The organism is Tateyamaria omphalii (assembly GCF_019802125.1).
GTDB classification, from domain to species: Bacteria; Pseudomonadota; Alphaproteobacteria; order Rhodobacterales; family Rhodobacteraceae; genus Tateyamaria; species Tateyamaria omphalii_B.
On sequence record NZ_JAHVHT010000002.1, the window covers coordinates 146,871 to 160,258 of the forward strand.

13 protein-coding genes are annotated in these 13,388 nt (G+C 63.1%); 8 read left to right on the forward strand and 5 right to left on the reverse strand.

Annotated features, from left to right (window positions below):
- Window positions 1-60: 60 nt before the first annotated feature.
- The 6 genes from KUV51_RS09690 to lpxK all read left to right on the forward strand — a co-directional run bounded on the left by KUV51_RS09690 (window position 61) and on the right by lpxK (window position 6,353).
- Complete coding sequence (locus tag KUV51_RS09690; protein ID WP_222521437.1) at window positions 61-1,596, forward strand: DUF2125 domain-containing protein; 1,536 nt, start codon at window positions 61-63, stop codon at window positions 1,594-1,596.
- 88 nt (window positions 1,597-1,684) lie between these two features.
- On the forward strand, window positions 1,685-3,034 hold the full coding sequence (locus KUV51_RS09695) for a TldD/PmbA family protein (protein ID WP_222521438.1): 1,350 nt from the start codon (window positions 1,685-1,687) through the stop codon (window positions 3,032-3,034).
- Entirely contained in the window at window positions 3,021-3,809 is a 789-nt protein-coding gene (locus KUV51_RS09700; protein WP_222521439.1) for a 3'(2'),5'-bisphosphate nucleotidase CysQ, read from the forward strand. Before KUV51_RS09695 ends, KUV51_RS09700 begins: the two co-directional genes overlap by 14 nt.
- A 75-nt stretch (window positions 3,810-3,884) precedes the next feature.
- Window positions 3,885-4,127 (forward strand): DUF4170 domain-containing protein, encoded by a 243-nt coding sequence (locus KUV51_RS09705; RefSeq protein ID WP_039685328.1) that lies wholly within the window; start codon window positions 3,885-3,887, stop codon window positions 4,125-4,127.
- Window positions 4,120-5,355, forward strand: a complete 1,236-nt coding sequence (locus KUV51_RS09710; RefSeq protein WP_222521440.1) for a 3-deoxy-D-manno-octulosonic acid transferase — start codon at window positions 4,120-4,122, stop codon at window positions 5,353-5,355. The genes KUV51_RS09705 and KUV51_RS09710 overlap by 8 nt, the downstream gene beginning before the upstream one ends.
- On the forward strand, window positions 5,355-6,353 hold the full coding sequence (gene lpxK / locus KUV51_RS09715) for a tetraacyldisaccharide 4'-kinase (RefSeq protein ID WP_222521441.1): 999 nt from the start codon (window positions 5,355-5,357) through the stop codon (window positions 6,351-6,353). Before KUV51_RS09710 ends, lpxK begins: the two co-directional genes overlap by 1 nt.
- Window positions 6,354-6,405: 52 nt before the next feature.
- Here the strand turns inward: lpxK and KUV51_RS09720 are convergent, their stop codons facing one another.
- Both KUV51_RS09720 and KUV51_RS09725 read right to left on the reverse strand, forming a co-directional pair.
- Window positions 6,406-7,104: a DsbA family protein gene (locus KUV51_RS09720; protein WP_222521442.1), complete on the reverse strand. Its 699-nt coding sequence runs from the start codon at window positions 7,102-7,104 to the stop codon at window positions 6,406-6,408.
- Window positions 7,101-7,622: a DUF721 domain-containing protein gene (locus KUV51_RS09725; RefSeq protein WP_222521443.1), complete on the reverse strand. Its 522-nt coding sequence runs from the start codon at window positions 7,620-7,622 to the stop codon at window positions 7,101-7,103. Before KUV51_RS09725 ends, KUV51_RS09720 begins: the two co-directional genes overlap by 4 nt.
- An 82-nt stretch (window positions 7,623-7,704) precedes the next feature.
- On the opposite strand from KUV51_RS09725, the gene mutY reads away from it, so the two are divergent.
- Window positions 7,705-8,748: an A/G-specific adenine glycosylase gene (gene mutY / locus KUV51_RS09730; RefSeq protein ID WP_222521444.1), complete on the forward strand. Its 1,044-nt coding sequence runs from the start codon at window positions 7,705-7,707 to the stop codon at window positions 8,746-8,748.
- A gap of 84 nt (window positions 8,749-8,832) precedes the next feature.
- Window positions 8,833-9,969, forward strand: coding sequence for an alkane 1-monooxygenase (locus KUV51_RS09735; protein ID WP_222521445.1), 1,137 nt, complete (start codon window positions 8,833-8,835; stop codon window positions 9,967-9,969).
- Here KUV51_RS09735 and KUV51_RS09740 read toward each other — a convergent pair.
- The 3 genes from KUV51_RS09740 to KUV51_RS09750 all read right to left on the reverse strand — a co-directional run bounded on the left by KUV51_RS09740 (window position 9,966) and on the right by KUV51_RS09750 (window position 13,233).
- Entirely contained in the window at window positions 9,966-11,318 is a 1,353-nt protein-coding gene (locus KUV51_RS09740; RefSeq protein WP_222521446.1) for an adenylate/guanylate cyclase domain-containing protein, read from the reverse strand. The genes KUV51_RS09735 and KUV51_RS09740 overlap by 4 nt on opposite strands.
- A 138-nt stretch (window positions 11,319-11,456) precedes the next feature.
- A complete protein-coding gene (locus KUV51_RS09745; protein WP_222521447.1) occupies window positions 11,457-12,557 on the reverse strand; it encodes a site-specific DNA-methyltransferase in 1,101 nt (366 codons plus the stop codon).
- A gap of 112 nt (window positions 12,558-12,669) precedes the next feature.
- The gene (locus KUV51_RS09750; protein ID WP_222521933.1) at window positions 12,670-13,233 is read right to left on the reverse strand and encodes a ribonuclease HII; all 564 of its coding nucleotides are present in this window, start codon (window positions 13,231-13,233) and stop codon (window positions 12,670-12,672) included.
- Window positions 13,234-13,388 lie beyond the last annotated feature (155 nt).

The following is a 13,388-nucleotide window of genomic DNA, read 5'->3' on the forward strand; positions in this document are numbered from 1 at the left end:
TTGACGCATTAGGCGTCGTCCCAGACGATATGGCCAACACAGCATTCTAAGGATTCTATCATGTCTCGTATTTCACATCTTATTTCCGGCACGGCATTGGCGCTGTGCCTGCCTGCTTCGGCGGCCTTGGCGGATCTGACGGCCGAACAGGTCTGGTCCGACTGGCAATCCTATATGGAAAGTACCGGCTATTCCGTGACCGCATCCGAAGCCATCGGGTCGGGGTCGGTCGAGGTGTCGAACATGACGCTGACCGTGGAAATGGACGACGATGCCGGGGGCGGCGCGTTCAAGGTGGTTCTGGACTCGATCAACTTTGTGGAGCAGGGCGACGGAACCGTCGCGATCGAGCTGCCCGACACCACCGAAATGAACATGACGTTCCAGCCCGAAACGGGTGAGACAGTGACGGCCGTTATCGACTTCACCCAGACCGCGCCCGACATGGTGGCGGCAGGCGATCCGGGTGACCTGACCTACACCTACGCCGCCGAGGCAGCGGCCATGGCACTGCAAAGCGTCACCATCGACGGCGTGTCGGTCGGGCCGGAGATTGCCAAGATCGACATCCGCATGACCGACCTGGCCCAGACCATGAAAACAACGGTGGGCGACCTGCGGACGATGGCGCAGGACATGACGGTCGCGAAGGTCGATTACGACATGGCCTTCAACGACCCCGAGAGCGAGGACACCTTCACGCTCAAGGGCACGATGAACGGGCTGACGCTGAACGGCACGGGCGATCTGCCGCTGGACACGGATGTGCAGGACGTGAACGCCATGCTGAACGACGGGTTCAAGGCGGTCGCCGCATTCACCACGAATGGCGGCAATTACGACATGTCGTTCAGCAGCGAAACGGATGGCAGCGGCACGGCCAATGCCACGTCGACCGGGGCCGCGTTTGACGTGTCCTTTGGCCCCGAGGGGCTGCTTTATGACGTGTCGCAAACCGGCGTCGACATGAACATGTTGATGACCGAACTGCCGCTGCCCATCTCGTTCTCTGCCGCAGAGATCGGCACGCGCTTTCTGATGCCGTTGCAGAAGTCGAACGAAGAACAGGATTTCGGCCTGGCCGTCACGCTGAGCCAGTTCGTGATGTCCGACATGCTCTGGAGCCTGTTTGACCCGACCTCGCAATTGCCCCGCGATCCGGCCACGCTGCTCGTTGATCTGAGCGGCAAGGCCAAGGTGCTGTTCGACTTCCTCGACCCCGCGCAGGCTGAGGTTCTGGAACAGGCCGATGCCGTTCCCGGTGAGCTCAATGCCCTGACCATCAACAAGATCGAAGTGGACGCCGTAGGCGCAAAACTGACCGGCGCGGGCGACTTTGTCTTTGACAACAATGACCTGCAAACCTTTGACGGGATGCCCCGGCCCGAAGGCGCGGTTGACCTGACCCTTGTGGGCGGCAACGGCCTGCTGGACAAGCTGGTCGGCATGGGCTTGCTGCCCGAGGATCAGGCGATGGGTGCGCGCATGATGATGGGCCTTTTTGCCGTGCCGGGTGAGGGCGAAGACACCCTGAACTCCAAGATCGAAGTGAACGGAGAGGGCCACGTGCTGGCCAACGGTCAGCGCATCCGCTGACACCATCACGCGGGGCGGCGCAGGTCGCCGCCCTTGCACACCACCCCCTGCCCCGCTACCTGATGGCGCAACCAAGCGGAGCAGATGAATGACCCCTTCCGACCTGTCGACCCTGACCGAACGGCTGCTTGCTGCTGCAAAGTCCGCAGGCGCGGACGCGGCCGACACCATCGCGGTGCAAGGCACATCCGTGTCGGTCGACGTGCGCGCGGGCGCACTGGAACAGGCGGAACGGTCGGAATCCATCGACATCGGGTTGCGCGTGTTTGTCGGTCAGAAGCAGGCCAATGTCTCGGCCTCTGACATCAGCGACCGGACCATCGAGGAGATGGCAATGCGCGCCGTTGCCATGGCGGGCGAAGCGCCCGAGGACCCCAATGCGGGCCTTGCCGATCCGGACCAGCTGACAAACGGCTGGGACATCGACGCGCTTGAGATGAACGACCAGACCCCGGAGCCCGCTGCCGACGCCCTGCAGGCCGATGCGCTCGCAGCCGAAGCCGCCGCGATGGCAGTCGAGGGTGTGAGCCAGGTCCAGCAAGCCTCTGCCGCGTACGGGGCGCGAGACATCTGGCTGGCAGCCAGCAACGGGTTTTCCGGTGGCTACCGCCGCACCGACCGCGCGCTAAGTTGTGTGGCGATTGCAGGCACGGGCACCGGGATGGAGCGCGACTACAGCGGTGACAGCCGCATTTTCCAATCCGACCTGCGCAGCGCCGAAGAGATCGGGACCGAGGCGGGCACACGCACTGTCGAGAGGCTGGGCGCCCGCAAGCCGCCCACCGGCACCTACCCGGTTCTGTTTGACGAGCGCATTTCGTCAAGTTTGATCGGGCACCTCTTGGCAGCCGCCAACGGGTCGAGCGTGGCGCGGGGATCATCCTGGCTGCGCGAGAAGCTGGGGCAACAGGTGCTGCCCGATGGCCTGAACCTGGTCGAGGACCCGCACCGCCCGCGCATCTCTGGCTCGCGCCCCTTTGATGCCGAGGGTCTGGCGACGCAACGCCGCGTGATTGTCGAGGATGGCGTGTTGACGGGCTGGACGCTTGATCTGGCAACCGCCCGCAAACTGGGCATGACCTCTACCGGCAATGCGGCCCGCGGTACCTCCGCCCCGCCCAGCCCATCGAACTGGAATGTCATGCTGGATGCGGGCACCGCCACCCGCGATGACCTGATCCGTGACATGGGCACCGGGCTGCTAGTCACCTCGATGATCGGGTCGACCATCAACCCCAACACCGGCGACTATTCCCGTGGCGCCTCAGGCATGTGGGTCGAGAATGGCGAGATCGCCTATCCGGTCAATGAATGCACCATCGCGGGCAACCTGATCGACATGCTGCGCACCATCGTGCCCGCAAATGACGCGCGTGCGCATCTGAGCCGGGTGGTGCCGTCGCTGCTGGTTCCTGGAATGACCCTTGCCGGCAACTGACCTACCCTTGTTGATTGATGCGGCCCGGATTGCGGGCCGTGTGGCGACCAGTTTTGCTGGCCCCACAGCCGCGCGCTGGGACAAGCCCGGTGATGCAGGACCCGTGACCGAGGCCGATCTGGCCGTGAACGAGGTGCTGGAACGGTCCCTGCGCCTGGCGCGGCCCGACTATGGCTGGCTGTCCGAGGAAACCGAGGATGATGCCGCCCGATTGGGCGCGGACACCGTGTTCATCATCGACCCGATTGACGGCACCCGCAGCTTTGTCGAAGGCGGGCGGACCTGGGCCATTTCCATCGGTGTGGCGCATCAGGGTATCGTGACGGCGGCGGCGATCTATCTGCCCCTGCGCGACAAGCTTTATGCCGCGGGCACGGGGATGGGTGCCACACTGAACGGCGCGCCGCTTGTGGCAACGCAGGGCAACATGACGCCTGACAGCAAGGTCCTGGCCGCGCGCCCGACCTTTGACAGCAAGCATTGGCGCAGCAGCGCCCCATCGGTTGAACGGCATTACCGCCCCTCGCTGGCCTACCGCCTGTCGCTGGTGGGTGAGGGAAAGTTCGACGGGATGCTGACCCTGCGCCCCACGTGGGAGTGGGACATTGCGGCCGGATCCCTGATCGTGGCCGAGGCCGGTGGCACCATCACCGACCGCACGGGGGCGCCCTTGCGCTTCAACAATGCGCATCCGGCTTTGAACGGTGTCGTGGCTGGTGGTCCCGATCTGCACCGTGCGCTTGTGGGGGAATTGGGGCCGGGTCACACCGTCTGATCGCCTTGACCCCAGGGGGCATATGCGCAAACTGCGCGCAGGCATGCCCAAGCCCAGTGATCAAAGGAAAATACGATGACACAGCGCCTGCACCTCGTCTTTGGCGGCGAACTGGTCGACCCTTCGAAGAACGTGTTCAAGGACGTGAACGACCTGCATATCGTAGGGATCTTTCCCAACTACCAGGCCGCTTATGACGCCTGGAAATCCGAAGCGCAGCGCACCGTGGACAACGCCCACATGCGCTACTACATCGCGCACCTGCACCGCCTGCGGGACGAGGAAAACGCCGCCGCGACGACCGAAGAGCTTGGCTGACGCCCGCGTGCGCGGGTCGCTTGGGCTGACGGCCTATCGCACGCTGTCGGGGCGGCGCAAACCGCCCACCTTCGCGCCGGTCCGGGACCGACCGGAGGGCGAGCTTGTGTGGATCCATGCGGCCGAGCCCGGCAACAATCGCGCGCTCAACGATCTGGCCCACAGGTTGCTGGTCACGCGGCCTGAATGTCACGTGCTGCTGACCGCTGCCCATGATGATTTTGGCGACCGGGGCGTGCCCGACATCTGGCAAGACGCGATGCCGCCCGATCACCCCGCTGTCACCGACGCCTTTGTCGCGCACTGGAAACCGGACGTGCTGATCTGGGCGTGGGGCGATCTGCTGCCCAATCTGATCCTGTCCACCGCCGAAAGCGGCGCCCATATGATGCTGGTCGATGCGGATGTGGAGGGCTTTGACGGCCGCCGCGACCGCTGGTTGCCCGAAGTGCCGCGCGCGTTGCTTGCGCAGTTCAACCACGTCACCGCCCGGGACGAAAGCGCGCATCTGAAGCTGGCCCAGATGGGCCGCCCCGTGGGCGCGATGGAAGTGGCCGAGCCGCTGCATCCATTTGGCAAGATGATGCCCGTCCATGACAGCGACCTCGCCGACCTGACCGCGGCGCTGTCCGGGCGACCCGCCTGGTTGTCAGCCCGTACGTCGCTCAAGGAATGCGCGACCATTCTGGCCGCCCACAAGCTGGCGCTCAAATCCTCGCACCGGCTGTTGCTGATCCTGCACTTCTCCGATCCCGCTGACGCGCTCAAGGCGGAGGACGCCGCGCGTGCGCAATCCCTGCTGGTCGCGAACTGGAGCGACGGGGCCTTTCCCGACGACAACACCCAGGTGCTGATCGCGGATGAGGATGCCGAGCTTGGCCTTTGGCTGCGGGTGGCTATCGTCACCTTTCTGGGCGGCTCCATGCAGGCGGGGGTCGAGATCTGCGATCCCTATTCGGTGGCGGCCCACGGGTCGGCCATCGTCTATGGCCCGAATGTCGGCGAACATGTCGATGCCTTTACTCGGCTCATGAACGCGGGTGCGGCCCGGATCGTGAACGACACGCCGTCGCTGGGCCGGGCCATCAGCCAGATGATCGCGCCCGATCACGCCGCGCATATGGCAATGGCCGGCTGGGATGTGGTCACGCGGGGTGCAGACAGCCTCGACCGGATCATATCGCTGACCCAGACGCGCCTCGATTCCCGCAAATCGGAGAAACGGTGATGCGCGCGCCCGGTTTCTGGTCGCAACCTGCGCCCGATTGGCGCGCGCGCCTGCTGTCGCCCTTGGGTGCGCTTTATGCTCGTGGCACGGCGCGGCGCCTGGCGCGCGGAACGCCCGAACGGATGCCTGTGCCGGTGATCTGCGTGGGCAACATCAACGCGGGCGGGACGGGCAAGACGCCAACCGTGATCGCCGTGGCCGAACGGCTGCGCGACGCCTTTCACGAGCCGCATATCGTCAGCCGGGGCTATGGGGGAAAGGAAACCGGACCGACCGAGGTCAATCCGACCAGTCACAGCGCCGAGCGCGTCGGTGACGAACCCCTGCTGCTCAGCGCCTTTGCCCGCACATGGGTGGCGCGCGACAGGGCGGCGGGCGCGCAGGCTGCGATCGAGGCCGGAGCCACGGCCATCATCCTCGACGACGGGTTTCAGAACCCGGCACTGTCCTACGACCTTTCCATCGTCGTGGTGGATGCAGAGACGGGGTTCGGCAATGGCTTGTGCCTGCCTGCCGGGCCCTTGCGCGAACCCGCGGCGGTGGGCCTGTCCCGTGCCGACCTGCTGCTGAGCATCGGGGATGACGCGGCGCAAGCCAGGTTTGCGGAAACCAAACTGCCGGACGGACTGCCACACATCCACGCGCGGCTGGAGCCACTGCAAACCGGGATGCCGTGGGCGGGCATGAATGTGATTGCCTTTGCGGGCATCGGACGGCCCGAGAAGTTCTTTGACACGCTCCGTGGGCTGGGTGTGAACCTGATGCGGACCGAAGCCTTGGGCGACCACGAAAAGCTGAGCACAGCCTTTCTCACGCGGCTGGAACGCGACGCGCACGCGATGGGCGCGCAGCTTGTCACCACGGAAAAGGACGCTGCCCGCCTGCCCGCAGCCTTTCGGCCAAAGGTGATCACTTTGCCCGTGCGTTTGACGTTTGATGATCCATCGGCGCTGGATGCGGCCCTCGCTGCGTTGCCAGCAGCGAAAGGTGCATCCTGAAAAAAAACGCCCGACCAAAGGCCGGGCGCTACACTGTGTCTGACCGAAGGGCTTAGCTGCCAGCCGCTTCGTCGATCAGGCCCGACATCTCGGAATAGGCCATGTTGTTGTAGGTGGTGCCGTTGATGACAAAGCTGGGGGTCGAGTTGATCCCGTCCTCGGCCGCGTTTTCCTGATACCACGCGACCAGAGTGCGCAGGTTGTCGGCGTCCGTCAGGCAGGCTTCGAGAGTGGTGCCGTCCAGCCCTGCGAGGCGACCGATCTTGCGCAGCTCTTCCGCGATCTGGGCCGGATCACCGCCGCCCGCACGCGCCCATTCAGCCTGACCGGCATAAAGCATTTCAGTGATGCCAAAGAAGGTTTCGGGCGTGCCCGCGCAGCGCGCGATGGCCGAGGCCCAAAGGCCGAAGCGGTCAAAATACACTTCGCGGTAGATGAAGTTGATCTTGCCGGTGTCGATATAGTCCGCCTTGAGCTGCTTGTAGGCACCCGCGTGGAAGGTGGCGCAGTGCGGGCAGGTGTAGCTGGCATATTCGATGACCGTCACGGGCGCATCCGGGTTGCCCAACTGCATCTCGACCACCGAAGAGGTGTCGATGTCGCTCGAGGCTTCCTGCGCATTGGCGGCCCCCAGCAAACGCTCGGCCTGTGCCTGTTCCTGAGCGGTCGGACCGCTGGATTGCATCGAGCTGTACAGAAAGTACCCGCCGACGCCGACGATCACGGCGATAAGGGCAACGATACGGTTCATGTGCGTGTTCCTTGTTTTTGTTTTGTCAGGATGTGCGCGCCCAGCTTTTCGAGGGCGTCGCGCAATGTGTCGTCCTGGACCGGGGCCACCATCTGGCTGGAGGCGGCGGTCATTTCAGGGGCGGGAGCCTTCGGCCCTTCATCCTTGCGGCGATGTTCGAAAGACACTTGCCCGTCCTCGAACCCGGTCGCGGCGGTCTGGGTGATCCGAATGCGCGCGATGGCATTGTAGCCGTAGACGGCGTTCACCCTTTGGCGCAGCTGGTCCTTTTGCATTTCGAGCATCGGCGCCTGTGCCCCGGTGGTCAGCAGAGTCAGCGTCGCGCCCATGCCGCCCCGGCCATAGCTCACCTCGACCGGGCGGGCGATGGCGGCCACGTCGGCGCCTGCAACCTCGGCCCAATCGGTCAGCAGGCGGCTTTGGGCGAACCCACGGCTTTCGCTGGCCTTCCGAATCCGCCCGGTCAGCAGTGATGCTGTCCGCTTGAACCCTTTTGTACTGGCACGGCGCGCGACCATGGCTATGTTCCCTCTCACTCGGGCGTGATCATAGCGGATCAAAGCGTGATCACCAGACATCTCAAGTGGGAAAGCATAACTCTTGCGTGACCTCAGCGGCGATCTTTTGGACTGGTACGACGTACATGCGCGCGCGATGCCGTGGCGCGTGGGGCCCGCGGACAAGATGGCCGGGGTGCGCCCGGACCCATATGCCGTCTGGATGTCCGAGATCATGTTGCAGCAGACAACGGTTGCGGCGGTCACCGAGTATTTCAAACGCTTCATTGCGCGCTGGCCGACGGTGTCCGATCTGGCAGCGGCAGAGGATGCGGAGGTCATGGGCGAATGGGCCGGCCTTGGCTACTACGCCCGCGCGCGCAACCTGTTGAAATGTGCGCGTGCAGTGGTGGCGGATCATGGCGGTGCGTTTCCTGCGGATCATGCCGCTTTGCTGAAGCTGCCCGGCATCGGGCCTTATACGGCGGCGGCCATCGCCTCGATCGCGTTTGATTTGCGCCACGTTGTGGTGGACGGGAATGTCGAGCGGGTCATGGCGCGTATGTTCGATGAACACACGCCTTTGCCTGCGGCCAAACCGATCCTGACCGAACATGCCGACCGTTTGACGCCCAACGCGCGCCCCGGCGATCATGCACAGGCGGTCATGGATCTGGGTGCCACGATCTGTACGCCCAAATCGCCGGCCTGCGGCATCTGCCCATGGCGCGACCCATGCAAGGCACGGGCAGAGGGCACCGCGCCAGAGTTACCCAAGAAAACTCCCAAGAAGGCCAAGCCGATCCGCCATGGCACCGTCTACCTTGCCCAGCGCAGCGATGGCGCGTGGCTGGTGGAGACCCGGCCCGACAAGGGACTGCTGGGCGGCATGATGGGCTGGCCGGGCAGTGATTGGGTGGATGTGTCAGAGCCGCGCCCCATCGCCGTTCCGATGGTTGCAGATTGGGTAAAATTGAACGGAGAAGTGCGGCACACGTTTACGCATTTTCACCTTATTCTCGACGTTATGGTCGCGCAGGTTGCGGACACTGAACCAGAGCGAGGATACTTCCTGCCCCGAGACCAGTTTCGCCCATCGGACCTGCCCACCGTGATGCGCAAGGCGTTCGATCTGGCGCAGTCGTGACCAACGCGGCGTAGCGTCACGCTTGGCAGATTTGCCTGACTGCGCCTAAGCTGTGGCGCGCGCAAACAGAGGACAGACAACCGTATGACCTTGCCCCCGGAAACCGTCGCCAAGGTGCAGAATGCCCTGCCCTTTGCCATGTCATTCCTGCTGATCCCGCTGGCGATCATCACCGCCATCTACGGCGGCTGGACCGTGATCCTGCTGCCGGTGGTGACATGGTACATGTTCTCGATCCTCGATTTGGCCGTGGGGCTGAACACGGACAACGCCGACCTTGAGGCGACGGATGACGACCTGTTCTGGTACCGCGCCATCACCATCGCATGGGTGCCCGCGCAATTCCTGATGCTGTTTGGCCTGATCGCCTATGTGGCCCCTGCGGACCATCTGAACACGGTCGAAAAGCTCGCGATCTTCTTCGGCGTCGGCGTGATCACCGGTACCGTGGGCATCAACTACAGCCACGAGCTGATGCACCAGAAAAACAAGCTGGAGCGCTGGTTGGCCGATGCTCTCCTGGCTATGGTGCTCTATTCCCACTTCCGGTCCGAACACCTGCTGGTGCACCACCGCTATGTCGCCACCCCGCGCGATCCCGTAACGGCGCGGATGGGGGAGAGCTTTTACAGCTTCTATCCCCGCGTGCTGAAACAATGCTTCCTGTCTGCCTGGAACGCGGAAAAGGCGATGCTTGCGCGCAAGGACCTGCCCGCAACCGACAGTTCAAACCCGTTCTGGAAATACGCCTATCTGCAACTTGTCTGTTTCCTGCTGGCCTTTGCCCTTGGCGGCTGGGCGGGCGTGGGCCTGTTCATCCTGCAAGCGGGCGTCGCCATCTGGCAGCTCGAACTGGTGAACTACATCGAACATTACGGCCTGACGCGGAAACACCTGGGCGAGGGCAAATACGAACATGTCCAGCCACGCCACTCGTGGAACGCGGCGCACAAGGCGTCGAACTGGCTGCTGATCAACCTGCAAAGGCATTCCGATCACCACTACAAGCCCGACCGGCGTTTTCCCGTTCTGCAAAACTATACCGAGGCGGACGCACCACAACTGCCCTACGGCTACCCGGTGATGACCATCGCCGCGATGATGCCAAAGGTCTGGAAACGGGTGATGAACCCGCGCGTGCAGAAATGGCGGGACATGTACTATCCCGAAATCACGGACTGGACAGCCTACAACAAGGCCGCCAACCCGCTGCCGCGCTAGTCCATCACCCAGACGGACAAGGGGTCGGCCACGCCGCGCACAACCTGATCGGAAACGCGGTGAAAGCCGTCTGCGCCGCCTGCCGCTGACATCGCGGCATCGCTGACAATGGCTCGAACACCCATGCTGCGGGTCATCGCCTCAAGCCGGTTGGCGACGTTCACCGTGTCGCCAAGCACCGCGAATTCCATGCGGTTCGCGCCAATGTCGCCCAGCACGACAGGCCCGAAATGCAGGCCGAAGCGGGCGTCGATTTCGGGCAAACCATCTGCCCGCCGATCATCGTTCAGCGCCCGCATCCGGTTCATCATTCCCAGCACACAGGCCACGGCGCGCGCGGCGTCGTCGTCTGACGGCAGGGGCGTGCCAAAGGTCGCCATCAACCCGTCGCCCAGATATTTGTCGAGGGTCCCGCCATGGGCGAACACCTCGCTCTCCATCCTTGCGTGAAAGGCGCGCAAGGTCTCGATCACCTCTTCAGCCGGACGGCCATCGGCGTAGGCGGTGAAGCCCGCGATATCGACAAACAGCACAGCCGCGTCATGGCTGCGGATCTGGCCCAGTGGCTCATCCTTGGTCGACAACTCCTCGACCATGGATGGCGAAAAGTAACGCGCCAGGTTCGTCCGCTCACGCGCCATCTCGGCACTGTCGAGGACGAGCATCTGATACCGGCGCACGGCGACAGCAAGGATCAGGGCGACCACCAGAAACACGACGACCTGCTGAAACCGCAGGTCCCAGTTCACGTCATTGGGATCGAACAGTTGGGCAAGGTCGGGATGGTTCGGGAACATCGCATTGGCCGCATCGGTCAGTCCGGGAAAAGTCCGACCAAACCACCAGACGCACAACGTACCGGCCAACCACATCGCCATGGTCCAGTTGCCAATGGCAATGATGGTGCGCCAGGAATAGGTCAGCACACCGGCGGCCAGGATAATGAAGAAGTACTGGAATACCTCGAAATTGTAGATGAGCGCCGTTGGCATCACTTCGGTCTGCAACGGGTTCGGCACCAGCAGCGCCAGCGTCATCAAAAGCAGGTCCGCAAACAGCAGCGCCAGTTCGGCACGCGACTGCCCCACGCGCCCCACACGCCGCTGCGCGAGACCCACAAGCACCAGGCAGAACAGCAAAAACAGGTACCAGATCACATCCCAGTTCGGGTTCAGAAACACCAGCATCACGGCGGTGACGGACAACGCCCCGACGCGCGCCTTTACCGCCAGGTCCATGCCCTCGCGCTTGTTGCGGGCCAGTGCTTCCTGCGCGTGCCGGTGCGCCGGTATTTCGTCTTCACGATCGGTGCGTCGCGATATCGGCAACGCGCTGCTTGCATCCACCATTGTGTTCGCCCTCTTGGCCTCTGGGCAGCAATGTAAGCACTCCTAACAAAAAAGCCCCGCCAAAAAGGCGGGGCATAGGTGCAGTGCCACTTATGGGCCTTGGGTAAAGGCCGCAGGCACCTGGCGGTGTCTCTTGGATTAGTCGTGCATCTCCGACCGGATCTGCTGGCGCAGCACGTCGATGGGCACGGTTTGCCCGTCGCGCTTGAAGCACCAATAGGTCCAGCCATTGCAGCTGGGGGCGCCTTCCAGATGGGCGCCGACCTGGTGGATCGATCCCTTGATATCGTCCCCGATCAATGTGCCATCGGCACGAACCTTGGCCTTGTGACGGCGGTTCATGGAATACAGCTCCTCGCCCGGGCGCAGCATCCCACGCTCGACCAGCTGGCCAAAGGGCACGCGGGGTTGGGCACGTTTGGACGCGGAGACGGTCAACGCCTCCTTGTCGAACTTGCGCACCTTGGCGATCCGCTTCTCAGCCACCTTGCGATAGGCGTCCTCGCGCTCGATCCCAATGAACTCACGGCCCAGCATCTTGGCCACAGCGCCGGTGGTCCCGGTGCCAAAGAACGGGTCCAGCACCACGTCGCCCGGATTGGTAGATCCGACCAGCACACGGTGCAGCAGGCTCTCGGGCTTTTGCGTCGGGTGCGCCTTGTCGCCCGCCTCATCCTTCAGCCGCTCGTGGCCGGTGCAGATGGGCAGCACCCAATCGCTGCGCATCTGGATGCCTTCGTTCAGCGCCTTCAGCGCCTCGTAATTGAAGGTGTACTTGCTGCTTTCCGACTTGCCCGCCCAGATCATGGTCTCATGGGCGTTCGTGAACCGCTTGCCCCGGAAGTTCGGCATCGGGTTCGACTTGCGCCACACGACGTCGTTCAGAATCCAGTAGCCTTCGTTCTGCAGGGCGGATCCCACGCGGAAGATGTTGTGATAGCTGCCAATGACCCAGATCGCGCCATTGGGCTTCAGCAGACGGCGCGCAGCCTTCAGCCAGGCGGTCGTGAACTCGTCATACGCGCGGAAGGAGTTGAACTGGTCCCAGTGGTCATCCACCGCATCAACCTTGGAATTGTCGGGGCGATGCAGTTCGCCCTTCAATTGCAGGTTGTAGGGCGGATCGGCAAAGATCAGATCAACGCTGCCCGCTGGCAGGCTGTTCATCACATCAATGCAATCCCCCGCAAGGATTTGGTTCAAGGGAAGCGCCTCGGCGCCCTTTACATGTTTCGTCATCGTCTGCCTCTGTCCCCGGCGCATTTTGCGCTCGTTGGTTGAAGGTAAGATGAGTCATACCCGATTCGCGGTCAATTTCTTTTTTGAATCAGCAACTTAAGAAAAATACTTGTCACAACATCTTGTGGACGGGTTTGAAGGTTCGTCTATGGTGTGGGGTCACCCCAAGATTTTCCAACGCCAACCTGTGGCTTTTTGACGGGTATCCCATGTTCGTCTCCCAGCCATATCCGGGATGCTGTTGCGCCAAATCCACCATGATGCGATCGCGACATATTTTGGCCACAATTGAGGCCGCCGCGATGCTCAGTGACTGGGCGTCGCCGCGCACCACCGGTGTCGCCGGCAAGGTCAAGCCACGCGGCAACATGGTCCCATCAATCAGCGCATGATCGGGACGATTGCGCAGACCATCGAGCGCGCGGATCATCGCCAGATGCGAGGCGCGCAAAATGTTCAACTCCTCGATCTCGGAGACAGTCGCATGGGCGACGGACACATCCGCGCTTTCCAGGATGGCATCCCAAACAGCTTCGCGCTTTCGGGCTGTCAGCTTCTTCGAATCGTCCAACCCATCGGGAATGCAATCCGGATCCAGCACAACAGCCGCCGCGGTCACGGGCCCAGCCAATGGCCCGCGCCCCACTTCATCAACGCCCGCGACACGGCCACCCATCCGCGCTTCGATCTCAAAGTCAGGCACTGACCGTCCTCTTCTCTGGTTCAAAAAATCCCCGCCGGAGGCACAAAACGCACTTTCCAGCGGAAAGTGCAAACATCACGTGTCGCCGACAGGCGACGCAATGAAAAAGGGGCGGTGCCCGAACACCG

Bases quoted from the DNA above. Each gene is read 5' to 3' on its own strand.
- KUV51_RS09745 (WP_222521447.1), bottom strand. From the start codon at position 12,557: ATGACGAAACATGTAAAGGGCGCCGAGGCGCTTCCCTTGAACCAAATC.
- KUV51_RS09695 (WP_222521438.1), top strand. From the start codon at position 1,685: ATGACCCCTTCCGACCTGTCGACCCTGACCGAACGGCTGCTTGCTGCT.
- KUV51_RS09735 (WP_222521445.1), top strand. From the start codon at position 8,833: ATGACCTTGCCCCCGGAAACCGTCGCCAAGGTGCAGAATGCCCTGCCC.
- KUV51_RS09690 (WP_222521437.1), top strand. From the start codon at position 61: ATGTCTCGTATTTCACATCTTATTTCCGGCACGGCATTGGCGCTGTGC.
- KUV51_RS09750 (WP_222521933.1), bottom strand. From the start codon at position 13,233: ATGGGTGGCCGTGTCGCGGGCGTTGATGAAGTGGGGCGCGGGCCATTG.
- KUV51_RS09705 (WP_039685328.1), top strand. From the start codon at position 3,885: ATGACACAGCGCCTGCACCTCGTCTTTGGCGGCGAACTGGTCGACCCT.
- lpxK (WP_222521441.1), top strand. From the start codon at position 5,355: ATGCGCGCGCCCGGTTTCTGGTCGCAACCTGCGCCCGATTGGCGCGCG.
- KUV51_RS09740 (WP_222521446.1), bottom strand. From the start codon at position 11,318: ATGGTGGATGCAAGCAGCGCGTTGCCGATATCGCGACGCACCGATCGT.
- KUV51_RS09725 (WP_222521443.1), bottom strand. From the start codon at position 7,622: ATGGTCGCGCGCCGTGCCAGTACAAAAGGGTTCAAGCGGACAGCATCA.
- KUV51_RS09720 (WP_222521442.1), bottom strand. From the start codon at position 7,104: ATGAACCGTATCGTTGCCCTTATCGCCGTGATCGTCGGCGTCGGCGGG.